Origin of the sequence: Pseudoalteromonas sp. Z9A5 (assembly GCF_011378875.1) — a bacterium.
Classification (GTDB): domain Bacteria; phylum Pseudomonadota; class Gammaproteobacteria; order Enterobacterales; family Alteromonadaceae; genus Pseudoalteromonas.
Genome location: NZ_WTLC01000023.1, coordinates 44,258 through 63,269 on the forward strand (window position 1 = coordinate 44,258; position 19,012 = coordinate 63,269).

At 38.9% G+C, this 19,012-nt stretch carries 16 protein-coding genes; 14 read left to right on the top strand and 2 right to left on the bottom strand.

The window, feature by feature from the left end; genetic code table 11:
- Position 1: 1 nt before the first annotated feature.
- Complete coding sequence (gene rdgC / locus GQR56_RS12915) at positions 2-919, bottom strand: recombination-associated protein RdgC (protein ID WP_166112146.1); 918 nt, start codon at positions 917-919, stop codon at positions 2-4.
- Between the two features lie 80 nt (positions 920-999).
- Positions 1,000-2,766 carry an ATP-binding protein gene (locus tag GQR56_RS12920; protein ID WP_166112149.1) on the bottom strand — a complete coding sequence of 589 codons (1,767 nt, stop codon included), beginning with the start codon at positions 2,764-2,766 and terminating at the stop codon, positions 1,000-1,002.
- Between the two features lie 289 nt (positions 2,767-3,055).
- Here GQR56_RS12920 and GQR56_RS12925 point away from each other — a divergent pair, with 289 nt between their 5' ends.
- The 14 genes from GQR56_RS12925 to GQR56_RS12990 all read left to right on the top strand — a co-directional run bounded on the left by GQR56_RS12925 (position 3,056) and on the right by GQR56_RS12990 (position 18,995).
- Positions 3,056-3,421, top strand: a complete 366-nt coding sequence (locus GQR56_RS12925; protein WP_197113554.1) for a response regulator — start codon at positions 3,056-3,058, stop codon at positions 3,419-3,421.
- A gap of 227 nt (positions 3,422-3,648) precedes the next feature.
- Positions 3,649-6,066: a bifunctional aspartate kinase/homoserine dehydrogenase I gene (gene thrA, locus GQR56_RS12930; RefSeq protein ID WP_166112152.1), complete on the top strand. Its 2,418-nt coding sequence runs from the start codon at positions 3,649-3,651 to the stop codon at positions 6,064-6,066.
- 9 nt (positions 6,067-6,075) lie between these two features.
- Entirely contained in the window at positions 6,076-7,011 is a 936-nt protein-coding gene (gene thrB, locus GQR56_RS12935) for a homoserine kinase (protein WP_166112155.1), read from the top strand.
- Positions 7,012-7,022: 11 nt separating this feature from the next.
- Positions 7,023-8,306, top strand: a complete 1,284-nt coding sequence (gene thrC / locus GQR56_RS12940) for a threonine synthase (protein WP_166112158.1) — start codon at positions 7,023-7,025, stop codon at positions 8,304-8,306.
- A gap of 269 nt (positions 8,307-8,575) precedes the next feature.
- Positions 8,576-9,832 (top strand): serine hydroxymethyltransferase, encoded by a 1,257-nt coding sequence (glyA, locus tag GQR56_RS12945; protein ID WP_024612222.1) that lies wholly within the window; start codon positions 8,576-8,578, stop codon positions 9,830-9,832.
- A 104-nt stretch (positions 9,833-9,936) separates the two neighbouring features.
- Positions 9,937-10,386 carry a transcriptional regulator NrdR gene (gene nrdR / locus GQR56_RS12950; protein ID WP_002961761.1) on the top strand — a complete coding sequence of 150 codons (450 nt, stop codon included), beginning with the start codon at positions 9,937-9,939 and terminating at the stop codon, positions 10,384-10,386.
- A 2-nt stretch (positions 10,387-10,388) separates the two neighbouring features.
- Positions 10,389-11,525 (top strand): bifunctional diaminohydroxyphosphoribosylaminopyrimidine deaminase/5-amino-6-(5-phosphoribosylamino)uracil reductase RibD, encoded by a 1,137-nt coding sequence (gene ribD, locus GQR56_RS12955; RefSeq protein ID WP_166112161.1) that lies wholly within the window; start codon positions 10,389-10,391, stop codon positions 11,523-11,525.
- A gap of 17 nt (positions 11,526-11,542) precedes the next feature.
- The gene (locus GQR56_RS12960) at positions 11,543-12,196 is read left to right on the top strand and encodes a riboflavin synthase (protein WP_024612224.1); all 654 of its coding nucleotides are present in this window, start codon (positions 11,543-11,545) and stop codon (positions 12,194-12,196) included.
- Between the two features lie 29 nt (positions 12,197-12,225).
- On the top strand, positions 12,226-13,338 hold the full coding sequence (ribBA, locus tag GQR56_RS12965) for a bifunctional 3,4-dihydroxy-2-butanone-4-phosphate synthase/GTP cyclohydrolase II (protein WP_024612225.1): 1,113 nt from the start codon (positions 12,226-12,228) through the stop codon (positions 13,336-13,338).
- Positions 13,339-13,439: 101 nt separating this feature from the next.
- A complete protein-coding gene (gene ribE / locus GQR56_RS12970) occupies positions 13,440-13,904 on the top strand; it encodes a 6,7-dimethyl-8-ribityllumazine synthase (protein WP_002961753.1) in 465 nt (154 codons plus the stop codon).
- A gap of 15 nt (positions 13,905-13,919) precedes the next feature.
- Positions 13,920-14,330: a transcription antitermination factor NusB gene (gene nusB, locus GQR56_RS12975; protein ID WP_024612226.1), complete on the top strand. Its 411-nt coding sequence runs from the start codon at positions 13,920-13,922 to the stop codon at positions 14,328-14,330.
- A gap of 84 nt (positions 14,331-14,414) precedes the next feature.
- On the top strand, positions 14,415-15,389 hold the full coding sequence (gene thiL, locus GQR56_RS12980) for a thiamine-phosphate kinase (protein WP_166112164.1): 975 nt from the start codon (positions 14,415-14,417) through the stop codon (positions 15,387-15,389).
- Positions 15,386-15,871, top strand: coding sequence for a phosphatidylglycerophosphatase A (locus GQR56_RS12985; protein ID WP_024612228.1), 486 nt, complete (start codon positions 15,386-15,388; stop codon positions 15,869-15,871). Before thiL ends, GQR56_RS12985 begins: the two co-directional genes overlap by 4 nt.
- Before the next feature lie 37 nt (positions 15,872-15,908).
- On the top strand, positions 15,909-18,995 hold the full coding sequence (locus GQR56_RS12990; protein ID WP_024612229.1) for a ligand-binding sensor domain-containing diguanylate cyclase: 3,087 nt from the start codon (positions 15,909-15,911) through the stop codon (positions 18,993-18,995).
- Positions 18,996-19,012 lie beyond the last annotated feature (17 nt).

A 19,012-nucleotide genomic window follows, 5' to 3' on the forward strand; every position in this document is an offset into this window, starting at 1 on the left:
TTTAAGGTTTTACTAAATCGTCTGCATCACCTAAGCCAGACGTTAACTCTTCAAGTAATTGTTTAATTTCTTCTGAAGAGAGAATAAAGTCTGCATCTAGTTTTACTGCCATATCTTCTTTTGGGATATCAGCATTTTCTTCTTTTAACGTTTCTGAATAGCTTAAACGTTTAATAGAGCCATCATTTTGCAGCATGAACTTAACGCGCTCTTGCCAATCAAGTGCAAGTTTAGTTACACGTTTACCACTTTCAAGATGCGATTTCACTTCGTCACATGATAAGTCATGACCTTTGAGTTTAACTTGTGCGCCACTGTCGTCTGCTTCTTCAAGTTCGGCATCTGAGCCTATTGCAAAGCCTTCAGGTGTGCTGAAGTTAGTTAACCAATCTGTTAAAAATACATCAAGGTCGTAATTTGCAAATGCAGGTACTACAGGTAATGTACCCAGTGATTTACGAAGTAGGGCAAGTAACTCTTCTGCTTTATTAAAGCTGCCACTGTTTACTACAACCCAACCGTTTTCTTGGTCGATAAACGCAAATTGTAAACTAGATTTTTTAAACGCTTGTGGAAGTAGAGCATGAAGAATGTTTTCTTTTAATTCGTCTTTTTCTTTTTTCTTAACTGGACGATTTTCTTCTGCTTCAATTAAATCAACTTTTTCAGCAACAAGTTCATTAATAACAGAAGCAGGTAATACTTTTTCTTCACGCTTAGCACACACTAAAATACTTTTTTGTGAAAAGTGCGATAATGTGTCGCCGTGTTTTCCAAATGCTTTTGTCCAGCCAAATGTCGATAATTCTTGACCTGTACATGGACGAAACAAGTCTTGCTCTAATGCTTTATCGAAATCTTCTTGAGTATACGAAACGTCTTGCTTAAAGCGGTAACAAATAAGGTTACTAAACCACATGGGGATTGATCCATTTGAAAATTTATCCAATCATAACAATAAAATCAGTATCTCGAAATGACTGATTTGTTACTGGCTGTTTAATTTTGATTAAAAATAGGCAGTGGTTTAGGCATGTTTTTTGGAAATTTAATATAGTAACGTAAACCCTTACCAGCTTCGCTACTTGCATCTATAGATCCGCTTAAAGTTTGTTTAACTAAATTGAGCATTATGTGTGTGCCAAGTCCGCTTCCGCCTTGATCTCGTTTGGTAGTAAAAAACGGATCAAACAACTTTTTAAGCTGCTCATTTGTCACTCCATTACCATTATCTTTGTAATCAATGGTTAGGTTTGTTTCGTCACTGGTTATTTTAATATCCATAATGCCGTTATTTTTGCCTTCAAAACCATGAATAAGTGAGTTCATAATTAAGTTAGTAAAAATTTGGCTTATTGCACCCGCAGGCAAATTTAAAACAAGATCATCAGGGCATTCTAATTTAATAGTATGGGCTGTTTTTTTTAGTTGTGGATGAAGTGAGCGAATAACCTCGTTTACATAATCTTTAAAATTAATGGTTCTTATGGCTTCGCTTGCTTGATCAACTGCTATTTGCTTAAAACTGGCAATTAACTCTGAGGCTCTATCAAGGTTTGTTGTTAGTAAACTAGTACTTTGTTGAGCATCATTAATAAAATTTTCGAGGGCTTTAGGCGACAGGGTTTTTTCTTTATAGGCAGCTTCAAGTTGATTTAAACGCTCTTGTAAAAATGAGATTGCGGTAACGCCAATACCTATTGGTGTATTTATATCGTGAGTTATTCCTGCAACTAGCCCACCTAATGCGGCCATTTTTTCAGTGCCGAGTAGGCGCTCTTGTGCAAGGCTTAATTCATCTACGTAACGTTGTAACTCGGTTTGTTTTGTTAGTAGCTCTTGCTCGGTACTGCGACGAAGATCGACTTCATCAGTTAATACAATTTTTTGTTTTTCTAATTCATATTTTTGTTGTTGTAAATCCATCATTGCTTGGCTTAAATTTGATGTTTTACGAGCTACGTCTTGCTCTAATTGAACATTATGTTGATCTAGTTTTTCGTTACTTATTATTAGCTGCTTTTGCGCATGCTCAAGCTCTAGGCGGTATTGAACAACTTTATCTATCAGATTGTTAAATGACTCCTCCATTACTTTGAGCTCGTTATGCTCTTCTGTTTCTATTTCTATGTGCTGACCTTCAAGTTCGTCTAATTCAAGATTTTCTATTTGTTCTATAAATTGAGATAGGGGATCGGTAAGTAATTTTCTGAACGCCATTAAAAACAAAATAATCAAAAATGTTGTTTTTATCATCGCATTACCAATCAAAAAATAGATTGAAACCATAATGCGACTAAATACGACTTCTCGACTAGAAAATAAAGTAACGTCGCCAACTTGTGTTGCTCTACCCGAAAATTCGAATATAAGCGGAAAGGTATATCCAAATAAACCTGACTTAGAATCTTCTAAAATAACTTCTTCTTGTACTAATTGTTGGCTGTACAACTTATGTATGTCGAGAGAACGCCCAAGCTGCGAGATTATTTCGCCGCTATCGTCGCGCACTATTATGCCTTCAATCATAGGGATAGCTAATAGACCTTCTGCCGTGGTGATAGTTTGCTTGGTGTTTAGCTCCCAAATGGCTCTGGTTAAACTACGACTAAAAGTTTTTTGTAAGGTGGCTAATTCATCTCTAATATAGTCTTTTGTATTTACATATTCAGCAAGGACTTGCCCGCAAGTGACCACAAAGGTTAGCAAGAAATAGACCGATAAAACACTGGTCAGCAACTTTTTAGAAAGGCTTTGTTGTAACATAAGTGGCTTATGGTTCCTTTGGTTTTAGTACAAGATTGCTTAGTTACATAAAAGTTAGTCAATAAATGCTTAAAAATAAATAAAAAACATTTTATTTTAAGCGTTATTTTAATCTCAAATGAGTTTAAATTTGTACTTTGGCAAACTTGTGAATTTAAGAGAATTCTTTTTACTCAGAAAATTCTTAGATGCTTTGTTACGTATATAGGTACCGTGGTAGAATAGAACAAGTCGCTATGGATGGCTATTTCTTAACAGCTTTAATTATGCTCATTTAGTAGTAAACATTATGACTTTTTCTATTTTAGTGTGTGACGACTCTGCCGTTGCGCGTAAGCAAGTAATTAGATGCTTGCAGCAATGTGTCGATGCGAACATTCAGCAAGCTGTAAATGGCGCCCAAGCTATTGAGCTATTTAAAACTAATAACTTTGATTTATTATGCCTAGATTTAACTATGCCAGAAGTAGATGGCGTTGAGGTACTTGAACATATAAAAGCGCAAAAAATTGAATGCTTTGTACTCGTTATTTCTGCTGATATACAAGATAAAATGAAACACAGAGTTACTCAATTAGGTGCTATAGACTTCATAAATAAACCTATAGATAAAACTAGTTTAAGTGATGTTTTGCATAAATTTGGCATTCATTAGGTTTTTTCATGTTTAAAAAGGCTGTTTTATCTTTTAATTTAGGGTTGACAGCATAGCCTTTGTTGAGGCAGTCTTAACCTATGAAAACAATTAATCGCGTACTGACCATTATTATTACAACCACCATTCTTACTGGATAGTGGCATAGGTCGGTGCAACAAATTTAAAGGCCTGTGTTCACTTAGAACACAGGCCTTTTTCGTTTTATGGGATGAGGAACATAAACAATGCGCGTTTTAAAATTTGGTGGGTCATCGCTTGCCGACTTTACATGCCTACAACAAGTAGCTCAGTTAGTTAAAGCACAATTAAAAGACGAAGTACTATTAGTACTTTCAGCACCAGGCGGTATGACCGATTCATTAGTTGCTCTAGCAAGTGAAGCTGAGCAAGGGCATGACTTTAGTGAGTTATGGCAAGCTTTAGTGAGTAGATGCGAAGAACTAAAAGCAGCTGTAGAAAAAGATCACGGTACTATTGAAAACTGGCCAAACTTTACTGAACTTAAAAATAAACTTGATGGTGTTGCATTAATTAAGTGCTGCCCAGAGCAGGTTCGTGCTTTTATAATTAGTTTTGGTGAGCGTGTAAGTGTCTCGCTTATGCAGCGTTTATTAAGCTCACATAACGCTAAGTACTTAGAAGCAACAAGCTGTATTGCATCAACAGGTGGTTATATTGATGCCGAAGCAGACTTAGTAGCAAGCAAAGTGCGCTTTCAAGCTATGTTAAAAGAAAATCCAGCCACTATATATATTATGCCTGGTTTTACAGCTAGTAATGACAAGGGCGAGCTTACAACACTTGGTCGTAACGGTTCTGATTACTCGGCAGCAATTGCTGCTGCATGTTTAGAAGCTGAAATTTGCCAAATTTGGACAGACGTTGATGGCGTATATAGCGCTGATCCCCGTTATATTAAAAAAGCGACAAAGGTAGATTTTTTATCTTATAAAGAAGCAATGGAGCTTTCTTACTTTGGCGCTAAAGTACTTCATCCTAAAACAATTTTACCGTGTGCTAAAGCGGGCGTACCTTGCGAAATTAAGAATACACATAACCCAGATGCACAAGGCTCGTTAATTGGTAATGACTACCCGTCGAACGACCCTGTAAAAGCCCTTTCGAGCTTACAAGACCTTGCTATGCTGACAGTTTCGGGCCCTGGCATGAAGGGCAAAGTAGGTATGGCTTCTAAGGTATTTAACGCACTTGCGCACGATAATGTTTCTATTGTTTTGATTACGCAGTCATCGTGTGAATTTAGCATCAGCTTTTGTGTACATGAAAGTGATTTAGCATTAGCGCTAGATGCACTACAAACAGCGTTTGAGCTTGAGTCGAAGGCAGGATTAATTGAGCCGGTACAAGTGCAACGTAATTTAGCTATTGTTACTTTAGTTGGCGACAATATGCGTGCGCATAGAGGTTTAGCTGCTAAGTTTTTCGCATCCCTTGCACAAGCACAGGTTAACATTGTCGCAATTGCACAAGACTCTACCGAAAGTGCTATTTCAGCTGTAATTGATGGTGAAAGGTGTAATGGTGCGGTAAAAGTATGCCACGAAAACTTTTTCACACATGTTCCATCAATTGATGTGTTTTTACTAGGTTGCGGTTTAGTTGGTCAAGAGCTTATTAATCAGCTTGAGCGTCAACAAGCTTGGCTTGAAAAGCGTAATATTAAACTTAATTTGTATGGCGTTGCTAATTCTCGCCAATTACACCTAGATAGTGAAGGTATTGCTTTTAGTGATTGGCAGCAAAAGTTAGGCTCATCTGAGCAAGCATTTGATTTAAAATTAGTAGAGCAGTTTGTTAAGCAAAATCATTTAGTGAATCCCGTACTTGTTGATTGTACATCGTCAGATGCACTAGCTGCGCAATATGTAGATTTTTTAAATGCAGGTTTTCATGTTGTGGCTGCCAATAAAAAGGCAACAACAAGCTCATATACTTATTACCAAGATTTAATTGCAGCAACACAAAGAAATAACCGCAAGTTTTTATACGAGACAAACGTAGGTGCTGGCTTACCAGTAATCGATAACTTGCAGTCATTATTTGGTGCTGGCGATGAGTTGCTTGAGTTTAGCGGTATTTTATCAGGCTCTCTTTCGTACATGTTTGGCGCATTACAAGATGGTTTATCACTTTCTGAGGCAACTATTAAAGCCAAAGAAAGCGGCTTTACAGAGCCAGACCCTCGTGATGACTTATCGGGTACCGATGTAGCGCGTAAGTTACTGATCATTGCCCGTGAATCGGGTATGCAACTAGAGCTTAGCGATATTGAAGTTGAGTCTGTATTACCACCAGGTTTTGCACAGGGAGACAGCGTTGATGAGTTTATGGCAAAGCTACCAAGCCTAGATGCTGATTTTAACAAGCTTATTCAAAGTGCTACGAGTGAAGGCAAAGTACTTCGCTATGTAGGCACAATTAAAGAAGGTCATTGTAAAGTAGGTATTGAAGCAGTAGATGCAAAACATGCGCTTAGTGTCATTCGCGATGGTGAAAATGCACTTGCTATTTTAAGCCAATATTACCAACCACGTCCGTTTGTAATTCGTGGTTATGGCGCTGGCTCTGAAGTAACAGCAGCGGGTGTGTTTGCTGATATTTTAAAAACGCTATCGCGTTAGGAGCAGACTATGATTGAAGTATATGCTCCGGCGTCTATTGGTAATTTTGCAGTGGGTTTTGATGCCCTTGGCGCAGCGCTTGCGCCAATTGATGGCAGTTTATTAGGCGATGTAGCTGTTGTGAGCGCAGCATCAAGCGATGAATTTATTTGCACAGGCGAATACGCTCATAAGTTACCAAGTGATCCTAATGAGAATTTAGCGTACCAGTGTTTAGTACATTTTAGAGCGCATGTTGCGCCTAACATGCCATGCGTAAAGCTCGAGCTTAAAAAGAATTTACCAATTGGCTCAGGGCTTGGATCTAGCGCATGTTCGGTCGTGGCTACTTTTGCTGCCCTTGATAAGTTTGCACAAACTAATTTAAGCCAGGTTGAGCTAATTGAGCTTATGGCTGACTTTGAAGCTGTAGTAAGCGGCGGTCGTCATTACGATAACATCACGCCATGTTATTTAGGTGGTTTGCAGCTAACAGGTGATTTAATTCCTGATAAATCGATTGCACTGCCGGTTGATGAAAACTGGTATTACGTAGCTGCGTTTCCTGGTTTTTCGCTAAATACAGCAAAAGCGCGTTCTGTTTTACCTAAAGAATTGAGCATGCATGCAAGCGTTGAATTTGCTCAGCGCTTATCAGCATTTAGCAGCTTACTGTTAACTAGCCGTTTTGACGATGCGCTAAGCATAATGAAAGATGAAATAGCAGAACCTTACCGTGCACCACTTATTAATGGTTTTAGCGAAGCAAAAGCAAGCTTGCCAGCGTTAGGCGCAGAAATAGTGAGTATTTCGGGCGCAGGACCAACCTTATTTACTGTGTGTAAAACACTTGAAGCTGCACAGCAATGCGCACAATGGTTAGAAGCAAATTATATTAACGAGCAAGGCTTTTGCCACATTTGTAAGTTAGATAACGACGGCACGCGTCAATTAACAGTTTTATAGGATAGGTAGTCATGCAATTACATAATTTAAAAGATAGCTCACAAAAAGTGTCGTTCGTTGAAGCCGTAAAAACAGGTTTGGGTCGTAACCAAGGTGTGTTTTTTCCAGAGTCACTAGCCCCATTAACAGATGTTGATGCATTGCTTGATATGGACTTCGTTACGCGCAGTGGCAAAATATTATCCCACCTAATTGGTAATGAGCTACCAAGTGACACCGTGGCACAAATGGTTAAAAACGCGTTTAACTTTCCAGTTAAGCTGGTGGAAGTTGAAGAGAACACATATTGTTTAGAGCTGTTTCATGGTCCTACACTTGCGTTTAAAGACTTTGGCGGTCGCTTTATGGCTGAGTGTTTAACGCAATTTAATAAAGATGAAAAAGTAACTATTTTAACAGCAACATCAGGCGATACTGGTGCAGCTGTAGCGCATGCTTTTTACAATAAACCAAATATCGACGTAGTAATTTTATATCCTAAAGGCAAGATTTCACTTGCTCAGCAAAAGCTATTTACTACGCTAGGTAATAATATTCATTGTTATGCAGTTGAGGGCAGCTTTGATGATTGCCAAGAGCTTGTTAAAAATGCCTTTTTAGATGAAGAAGTTAAATCAACACTTGGGCTTAACTCAGCTAACTCAATTAATATTAGCCGTTTAGTTGCTCAGGTTTGTTATTACTTTGAGGCAATTGCACAGCTACCAAAAGAAAAACGCGCAACGGCACATATATCAGTACCTAGTGGTAATTTTGGTAATGTATGCGCCGCAATGATTGGTGCTGTTATTGGTTTACCTGTTGGCAAATTAAGTGCAACAACAAACCAAAACGATACTGTGCCGCGCTTTATGCTTGATAAAAACTGGACGCCAAACGCAACGCTTGAATCGCTTTCAAATGCAATGGATGTGAGTAAGCCAAACAACTGGCCGCGTGTGCAAACAATGTTAGATAATAACTGGTTTAGCTACGATAATTTTTATTCAACCAGCGTAAACGAGCAAGACACGCAAGCCGTGATGAAAAAAATTCAACAAACTGGCTATGTGGCAGAACCTCATACCGCGATTGCTTACCAAGGTCTTGTTGAAAACCGAGCACCTGGTGCCGCTGGTATATTTTTAGCGACAGCTCATCCTGCTAAGTTTAAAGAGAGCGTAGAAGGTATTTTAAACATTGAGTTAGATATGCCAAAACCACTTAGCGATGCATTAGCAAAACCATGCTTAGCAAGTGATATAAACGCCGATTACGACGCGTTACGCACTGAAATGCTCGCTAAGTTAGGTTAATACAAGATAGAAAGTTAAGCGGTTTAGGCCGCTTTTTTTATGAGTTTTAATTATAAAAAAGAAGGGCTTTCATTAGTTAATTAAATGTAGAAAATAAAATGCATTTAAAATAATTATGTATTTATTAAAAAATATCATCTTAAAAGAGCTGTGAAATAGTTTCAATCCCTGTTTAAATATCCTCAACTTAAGAGCGTAGGCAAAGAGTCGTTTAAAGCGTACAATAAAGCCTCTAAAAAACACCATACACGTTGCCCTAGGAGACCCCAATGTTAGAACGTAGCATGAATATTTCGGATTTTGATCCAGAGTTATTTGACGCAATCACTAAAGAAACTGCTCGCCAAGAAGAGCACATTGAACTAATTGCATCTGAAAACTACTGTAGCCCACGCGTACTAGAAGCACAGGGCTCACAGCTTACTAACAAATACGCAGAAGGTTACCCAGGTAAGCGTTACTATGGCGGTTGTGAGCATGTAGATGTTGTTGAGCAATTAGCAATTGACCGTGCTAACGAATTATTTGGTTCTGACTACGCTAACGTACAACCACACGCTGGTTCGCAAGCAAATGCTGCTGTTTTTCTAGCATTATTAGATGCTGGCGATACTGTACTAGGTATGAGCTTAGCTCATGGCGGTCATTTAACTCACGGTTCTCACGTAAGTTTCTCTGGCAAGCTTTACAATGCAATCCAATACGGACTAGATGAAGCAACGGGTGAAATTGATTACGCACAAGTTGAAGCATTAGCACTTGAGCATAAACCAAAAATGATCATTGGTGGTTTTTCAGCGTACTCAGGTATTGTTGATTGGGCTAAGTTCCGTGAAATTGCTGACAAAATCGGTGCTTACCTGTTTGTTGATATGGCTCACGTTGCTGGTTTAATTGCGGCAGGCGTTTACCCAAGCCCAGTACCTCATGCTCATGTTGTTACTACAACTACGCATAAAACACTTGCTGGTCCTCGTGGTGGTTTAATTATTTCTGCATGTGGCGACGAAGCTATTTATAAAAAGCTTAACAGTGCTGTGTTCCCTGGTGGTCAAGGTGGTCCTTTATGTCATGTTATTGCAGCAAAGGCAGTGGCATTTAAAGAAGCGCTTCAACCAGAGTTTAAAGTATACCAAACACAAGTTGTTAAAAACGCAAAAGCAATGGTTGCAGTTATGCAAGAACGTGGCTACAAAATCGTATCTGATAAAACTGAAAACCACTTATTTTTACTTGATTTAATCGATAAAGATATCACCGGTAAAGATGCAGACGCTGCCCTAGGCAACGCTAACATCACCGTTAATAAAAACTCAGTGCCTAACGATCCTCGCTCACCGTTTGTTACATCTGGTTTGCGTATTGGTTCACCTGCAATAACTCGTCGTGGTTTTACAGAAGTAGAATCAAAAGAGCTTGCTGGCTGGATTTGTGACGTACTAGATAACATCTCAGATGAATCTGTACAGGCGCAAGTTAAAGAAAAAGTAAAAGCAATTTGTGCAAAATTACCTGTTTACGCTTAATTGCATAAGCAGCAGTAATTTAGATCACATAAGCTTAGTTTTTTGCTAAGATAAAAGACCGCTATTTAGCGGTCTTTTTTGTTTTAAAACGGAAGTACCGAGTTATGCATTGTCCATTTTGTACCGCAAAAGATACTAAAGTTATTGACTCACGCCTTGTTGGCGGAGGCCATCAAGTTCGCAGGCGTCGTGAGTGTAACGACTGCCACGAGCGCTTTACTACATTTGAAGGCGCTGAATTGGTTATGCCTCGTGTTATTAAACAAGACGGCAGCCGCGAACCATTTAACGAAGATAAACTTTTAAATGGATTAAACCGTGCGCTCGAAAAACGCCCAGTGAGCACCGAGCAAGTAGACGAAGTAGTGAATATAATAAAATCGCAACTACGCGCAACGGGTGAGCGAGAAATTTCAAGCCATTTGGTTGGTGAATGCATTATGGAAGCGCTCAAAAAGCTTGATAAAGTAGCGTACGTAAGATTTGCCTCTGTTTATCGCTCGTTTGAAGACATACGTGAATTTGGCGAAGAAATTGCCCGCTTAGGGGAGTAACAATGCAAAGCCAAACTACTTTTACCGAACATGACGAAATGTATATGGCACGCGCCATAGAGCTTGCCAAAAAAGGTCGATTTACTACAACGCCTAATCCTAATGTTGGCTGTGTATTAGTTAAAAACAATCAAATAATTGGTGAGGGTTTTCATCAATTAGCTGGCCAAGGTCATGCTGAAGTAAATGCACTGGCAATAGCTGGCAATAATGCAAAAGGCGCAACTGCCTATGTAACGCTTGAGCCTTGTAGTCATTATGGGCGTACGCCGCCGTGCGCTGAAGGTTTAAAAAAGGCGGGCGTGGTAAAAGTAATTGCCGCTATGGTTGATACAAACCCACAAGTTGCAGGCAAGGGTCTTAAAATATTAGCTGATGCTGGTATTGAGGTTGCTCACGGGTTACTAGAATCACAAGCTCGCGCACTTAACGTTGGCTTTTTTAAGCGAATGGAGCAAGGTTTACCTTATGTGACCTGCAAAATGGCAGCAAGTATTGACGGTAAAACAGCGCTTAAAAATGGGCAAAGTAAATGGATAACCGGTCCCGCTGCTCGCCAAGACGTACAATTATATCGAGCGCAAAGCTGCGCTATTTTAACCGGAGCTGATACCGTATTAGTAGACGATGCTAAACTCAATGTACGATTAAGCGAATTACCGAATGCACTTCCCACTGATTTACCGCTTCGCCAGCCCGTGCGTGTTATAATTGACTCTCGTAACCGTTTAACGCCTAACCTAGCTTTATTTAAAATTCAAAGCGATGTAATAATATTTACAACTAAGCTTGATAAATCACTACAGTGGCCGCACTTTGTAAAGCATATACAAGTGAGTGAAAGTAACGGTAAGGTTGACTTGTTGGCTGTTTTACAAAAACTTGGTCAGCTACAGTTTAATAATGTGTGGCTTGAGGCTGGCGCAACACTTGCTGGTAAAATGACAGAGCTTGATTTAATAGATGAGTTTGTTTTTTATTTAGCGCCTAAACTCATGGGTCATGATGCAAAAGGTTTAGTAAATTTTCCTGAATTGATGAGTATGCAAAATACAATCGATTTAACATTTAATGAGTGTGCGCGTATTGGCGATGATTTGCGTATTACAGCGGTAAAAAAACTCATTAAAACCACTTAATAAAAAAGAGTAGTGCTATGTTTACTGGAATAATAGAAGCCACAGGTAAAATTGCTTTATTACAAAAAAAACAAGGCGACTTAGCCATTCGTATTCAAAGTACTGACCTTGATATGAAAGACGTAAAGCTAGGCGACAGTATTGCAACCAATGGTGTTTGCTTAACGGTGGTTGATAAGCACATAGATGGTTTTAGTGCTGATTTATCAAATGAGACGATTGGTTTAACGGGTTTTTCTCACTACGCTTTAGGGCAAACGGTTAATCTTGAAAAAGCCATGCAACCGGTTTCGCGTTTGGGCGGTCATCTTGTATCTGGTCATGTTGATGGCATAGCAACTATTACAGCTATTACTCCTAATGCGCGAGCTACAGAATATTGGCTTACAACCGACGAAAATTTAATGAAATACATTCCGTACAAAGGTTCGGTATGTATTGATGGTATAAGCCTGACAGTAAATGCTGTAGAAGGTAATAAATTCAAATTAACAATTGTCCCACACACTAGTGAGCAAACTACGATTGCTCATTTTAAAGTAGGTACTCAGGTTAATTTAGAAGTCGATCAAATTGCACGTTATTTAGAGCGCCTTATAAAAGGTGCAGAGCAACCTACTGGCTCTGATATTTCGATGAGCTTACTCGCTAAAGCGGGTTTTATTAAATAACGAAACTGATAACTTACACGAGCAAATTTATGAATTTACACAGCGCACAAGAAATCATCGATGATATTAAAGCCGGTAAAATGGTTATTTTAATGGACGATGAAGATAGAGAAAATGAAGGCGATTTAATTATTGCAGCTGAGCATATTAGTGCACAAGCGATTAACTTTATGGCTACTCATGGTCGTGGTTTAATTTGTTTAACCATGACGCAAGAGCGTTGTGAGCAACTTGATTTACCGCTAATGGTTAAAAATAATGGTGCTGCTTTTTCAACTAACTTTACAATGTCGATTGAAGCATCTAAAGGTGTTACAACCGGTATTTCTGCTGCAGATAGAGCGCGTACAGTGCAAGCTGCTATAGCTAAAGGTGCAATACCAAGTGATATTGTTCAGCCTGGTCATATTTTTCCTATCATGGCGCAACCAGGCGGAGTATTAACTCGTGCTGGGCATACTGAAGCCGGCTGTGATTTGGCTCGTTTAGCTGGGCTTGAAGCATCATCTGTTATTGTTGAAATACTTAATGCCGATGGCACCATGGCACGTCGTCCTGATTTAGAAGTTTTTGCAAAACAGCACGATATTAAAATTGGTACTATCGCTGATTTAATCGAATACCGAAATCTCAACGAAACAACTATTGAGCAAGTTGCAAAATGTAAGTTGCCTACTGTTCATGGTGAATTTGATTTAGTTACTTACAAAGACACAATTGACGGCCAATTACATTACGTACTGCTTAAAGGCGAAGTTAAAGATCAAGAACCTACCAATGTACGCGTACATTTGCAGAGTACTTTTAACGATATTTTGCTTTCAGACAGAAGTGCTGACCGTAGTTGGGGGCTTTCTGAGGCAATGGCTTATATTGCTAAAAATGAAGGCGCTTTAGTTATTTTAGGTAAGCAAGAAAGCACTGAAGAATTAGAAGCTACTGTAAAAGCATTTGCAGCCGCAGATGCTGGCGAAGATGTTACGCCACGTAAATTCAAAGGTACCTCTCGTACGGTTGGTGTTGGTTCGCAAATACTTGCAGATCTTGGAATTAAACAAATGCGATTAATGAGTCGCCCTAAAAAGTACCATGCGCTTTCGGGCTTTCATTTAGAAGTTGTTGATTACGTTGAGCCGCAATAAGCGCTCTGCTTTTAACTAGTCTATTATTTTATTTTTATGGTATGATGCGCAGCAATTTTTGCGCAATCGCAACCGCTCAAACTTATTTTTAAGGTTATCGAATGAAAATTATTGAAGGTAATAAGTACGCTCCAGGCAAAAAATTTGCCATTGTTATTTCTCGTTTTAATGACTTTATTGGTAGCAGTCTATTAGCAGGCGCTGTTGATGAATTAAAGCGTACTGGTGGTGTTTCAGATGACGATATTACCGTTATTTATGTACCTGGTGCGGTAGAGTTACCTTTAGCAGCTAAACGCGTTGCGGCAAAAAAAGAGTATGATGCAATCATCGCATTAGGCGTAGTGATCAGAGGTGGTACACCACACTTTGACCTAGTTGCTGGCGAATCAAACAAGGGTCTTGCGCAAGTATCACTTGAGTATGATATCCCGGTTGCATTTGGCGTATTAACCACAGAAAGCATTGAACAAGCAATTGAGCGTGCTGGTACCAAAATGGGTAACAAAGGCGGCGAAGCTGCTTTAGGTGCGCTTGAAATGGTTAATGTGTTAGATAAAATTTAAGTTTAAGGAATTTTTGTGAAACCAGCAGCAAGACGTAAAGCACGTACTTTAGCACTCCAAGCCGTATATTCTTGGCAAATAAGTGGCAATCTGATTGCCGATATCGAGCAACAAATGTTGATCGAAACAGACGTTACTAAAATTGACGTTGAATACTTTAAAGATTTAGCGACGGGTGTTGCTGTAAATTATAAGCAATTAGACGAAGCTGTATCGCCACATTTAACACGTCCATTTAACGATTTAGATATGGTTGAGCGAGCAATTTTACGTTTAAGCAGCTACGAACTTAAATTCCGTGAAGATGTACCTTATAAAGTTGCTATCAACGAAGGTATTGAACTTGCCAAAATTTTTGGTGCTGAAGATAGCCATAAATTTGTAAACGGTGTACTTGATAAAGCTGTTAAGCATTTACGCAAGTAATATTAATCACTTCTGAAATTTTCAGATTGATTGGTTTTAACAACCGTTAAAAAGGAGAGCCGGCATAGGTCGGCTTTTTTGTGTATGAAGGAATTTGAATTAATAAACCGTTACTTTAAAGGTCGCGGTATAACTCGTCGTGATGTTAACCTAGGTATAGGGGATGATTGCGCTTTAGTCACCGTTCCACAGAACTGCCAACTTGCAATCACAACAGATACACTTGTTTCTGGCGTGCATTTTTTTGATGATATTTCTCCTCGAGCATTAGGTCATAGAGCACTTGCTGTAAATTTAAGTGATTTAGCTGCAATGGGTGCTGAACCAACATGGGTTTCAGTTGCACTAACATTGCCAAGTATAGACCCACAGTGGATAGAAGAATTTACTGAAGGTATGCACGAAATTGCTGAATACTTTAATGTCCAAATAATTGGTGGGGATACGACCCAAGGTCCGTTAACTATTACTATTTGCGCTAAAGGAACCGTACCTGAAGGTAAAGCTTTATGTAGAAGCGGTGCTAAAGTAGGTGATTGGATTTATGTTACAGGTCCATTAGGAGATGCGGGACTAGCAATTGAGTCGCGTAAACAAGGTTTAAAAATAGAGCCTGAGCACTTACAGTATGTAAACAAGCGTTTTGATTATCCAACACCTCGTGTTGCTGCTGGTCAGGTATTGCGTGGGCTTGCATCTTCAGCGATAGATGTGTCTGATGGGTTACTTGCTGATTTGGGTCATATTCTTGATATGTCTCAAGCGAGTGCGGTTATAAATATAGAAGATATTCCTACATCGGATGCGATGAAATCTAGTCTTGATTTTAAGCAGCAGTTACCATTTATTCTTAGTTACGGTGATGACTATGAATTATTATTTACAGTCCCGGATAGTAGTAAAGGGATGTTAGATTTAAAGCTTCGACAATATGGCGTAGATGCTACCCTTATTGGGCAAGTTAAAAGTGGTGATGGAAATATTGAGCTTTTATATAATGGTGAAAACTTTGATTTTGAGCAACAAGGCTTTGAGCATTTTGCCAAGGAGTCGGTTTGAGTAATAACCGATTATTTAATTTAAAGCGCCCTCACCAATTTTTTGGTTTAGGTTTTGGTACAGGTCTTGCGCCTAAAGCGCCTGGTACATTTGGCACTTTTGCTGCTTTACCATTTATTTTTATGACCATGTACTATCCATTATGGCTTCAAATTGTATTTGCTGTCGTTATCAGTATATTTGGTATATGGGTATGTGGTAAAACTGCAGATGACTTAGGTGTACATGACCATCCCGCAATTGTGTGGGACGAAGTTGCTGGGTATTACATTACCATGATCGGTGCCGCGCTTAGTTGGCAGAGCTTGTTAGTAGGCTTTTTGTTGTTTCGATTTTTTGATATAGCAAAACCTGGTCCAATCCGTATGCTAGATAAGCATGTAAAGGGTGGTTTTGGTATTATGGCAGACGATATACTTGCAGGTGTATTTTCGCTTATTTGTTTGCAGGCGTTAATAAAAGCGGGTTATATACCCTTTTAATTTTTATATTTGAATTGTTTAACTAGGTGGCAGTACTATGATGCGATTTTTACTGGTTTGTGTACTGATGTTGTGCGCGACGCCAAGTTGGGCCTCAATTACTGATTATGTAGTTAAACAATGGAATATAAAAGATGGTTTACCATCGCAATCACTTAAAAGTGTTGTACAAGATAAACAAGGCTATATGTGGCTTGGCACTCAGTTTGGCTTAAGTCGCTTTGATGGCAACACGTTTACTAACTACAATACTCAAAATAGTCCTTTTCTGCCAAGTAATGGTATTAATAAACTTTTAGTCGATTCGAACGGATTGCTATGGATTGGCACTAAAAGTGGGCTCGTTGTTATTAATCCCACTACATTTGCCGCACAAGAATTTAATATTAAAGGACCAGTTAGAGATATACTGCAAGATGCAAAAGGGAGCATTTGGATTGCAGCTAATGGGCTTTATTACGTTGATAGAAGCCAAGTTGATTTACAAACTAAAGCTAGTGCTCCTCTTCCAATTGTTAATGCGACCGTTATTACTCAAATTGTGGGCTCGGTTACCCAAATGGCGCTTTCCCCTGAAGGTATTTGGTTAGTTAACGATCGTCATTTACTAAGGTTAACAAAAAGCTCTTCTGATTTTTCTAAATTACGTTTAGAACTCACCGCAAAAATTTCGTTACCGGAGCGCTTAGCGCAAACGATTGTTCATGATTTATCTTTTTTAAACGGTAACTTGTATTTAGCATCTGAACTAGGTGCTTACTTTCTCGATCTAGATGATGAATTAAGACCTTTCCCTTTACCAAATACAAACAACTCTGCTGTATACAAGTTTATGAGTGATAGCGATGGTGGTCTTTGGGTATCAACTTACGGACGTTTACTGTTCAGAGGTAAGTCGGGCGAGTGGGAATGGGTAGAGCCAAGTCAGCTTGATCAAAGCATTTGGTTTGCTGACATTTTTCGTGATGACCAAAATAACGTATGGCTAGCCAGTTTTAGTGAAGGCTTATGGCTTGCTCATGAAGGGCGTGTAGAAAGGCACTCTGCGTTATCTGAAATGACAGAAGCAGTTATGGCAATTACCCAAGCGCCAGATGGTAAGTTATGGGTCGCAAATAAAAGTGGCATTGGTTACTTTGATTTAAATAAAAGTTTTATTAATTTAATTCCAAGTACTAAATACGGACGAGCGTCAGTGCATGATCTAGAATTTGATGGCGGTAGGTTATATATAGCGACTGGCAGAGGTTTGTTTGTTTTTGAAAAAAATACACTTTATACAGTACCGGGCAGAGCACTACGTGATAATCCAGTGTTTGCAATTAGTCGCTCAAGTAAGGGCGGTTTTTGGATAGGGACTGGTCGTGGGTTATACCGATTAAGTTATTCCGGATTAACGCCATTTGCATATAATGCGTTTTTAGGCAGTAAATTTATTACCTACGTATTAGATAAAACAAATTTTGGGGTTATTGGTACTAGCAAAGGCGCTTATTATTTTACTGATCGTGGAATAGAAAAAATTGGCGATCAAACTACCTTAGAAAGCGCTTACGTAACGAGTGTTTTGCATATAGATGGCGTTGGTATTTTAATTGGCTCTCTTAACGACGGTTTGTTTTATCGAAGCACGCAGGGGCAGTGGCGCCAACTAGATGCGGCTAATGGTTTACCGTACGGATCTATTTTCAGTTTAGAGTACGATGAAAATTTAAAACATGTATGGGTAAGCACCATGAAAGGTGTTTATAGAATGCCCGTAGAGCAGTTTAAAACAGAGATAAAAAGCTTAAAAGTAGAGGAAGTTATTTCTTCATTCGACCGTCAACTCGACGGTAAAGCAAATCAATGTTGTAGCGGGCTTGGACATGATGCAGTAGCTAACACGGGTAATTCAATTTGGTATCCAAGTTTACAAGGTGTTGTTGAAATACCTAAAAACGTAGAATTATTTGGTGTTGGTGCATTAAAACCAAAAGTAGAAACAATTACCACTCCATTACGTAATTTAACCACTGCAGCACTTGGTAAAAAGCCGTCATTAAATACAGATGAACGCGACGTAACGTTAACTTATACCGCTATAGATTACTACGCGCCAAGTAGTATTGAGTTTAGATATAAACTAAGTGGTTTGGATAGTGATTGGCGTTATGCAAATACACGCAGAGAAGCTATTTATACTAACTTACCTGCAGGCTCGTTTTTGTTTCAGCTGGAAGCTAAACGACAAGGTGAGGATTGGAGCCGAGCACAAGAAGCTGAATATGGCTTTATTGTACCTGAGCGTTTTGATGAGACTATTTATTTTAGATTACTAATTACTAGCGGCTTTATTTTACTCTTTTACTTAGTATTTTGGGTGTTTAGAGCACAAGAGCGCAGAAAGCAAGAAGTGCTTGAGGGGCTGATCACTGATCGTACATTAGAACTACGCCAAGCAAATGATAAGCTTAATCAAGTTAACTCACAGCTTAAGCTAGTAAGTCACTCAGATGAACTTACAGGGCTGCGTAGCCGTCGATTTTTGTTTGATCAACTTCCAAAAGATATTGAACATTTTCAACGTAACTCGCAATCATTACAAGCTCAGGGCAAATCACTTGTTTTATTAATTATCAATTTAGATAACTTTAGTCGAATTAATGATGCATTCGGTCCTATAGCGGGAGATAGTTGTTTACAGCAAATGGCCGCCTTACTTAACTCTCGTACACAAGGGTCTGATTATGTAGCACGCTGGAGTGGTGATGAATTTTTATTATTACTACGAGACTTTAAGTGTAACAAAATTGATAGTTATTCATCTGAGTTATGCAAAGCTGTTGCTGAATATTCGTTCCAATTACCAAATGGAAAAAGCACCAATATAACCACTTCTATTGGTTGGTCCTTTTATCCGTTACCATTACTTGGTGGGCAAGTTATAAGCTGGGAAACATCTATTAACTTAGCTGATATAGCGCTACATCAAGTTAAAAAACGTGGTGGTGATGGTGTTGCAAATATTACTTTTGACGATCAATTAGATGCATTTGAGTTTGAACAAAATTCTAACGTTGACCAACAATTAGGTATTTTACAAAGCAATGGCTTAGCTGATATTAAGGTATGGATGCGATAATGCCCAACCAATTTTAT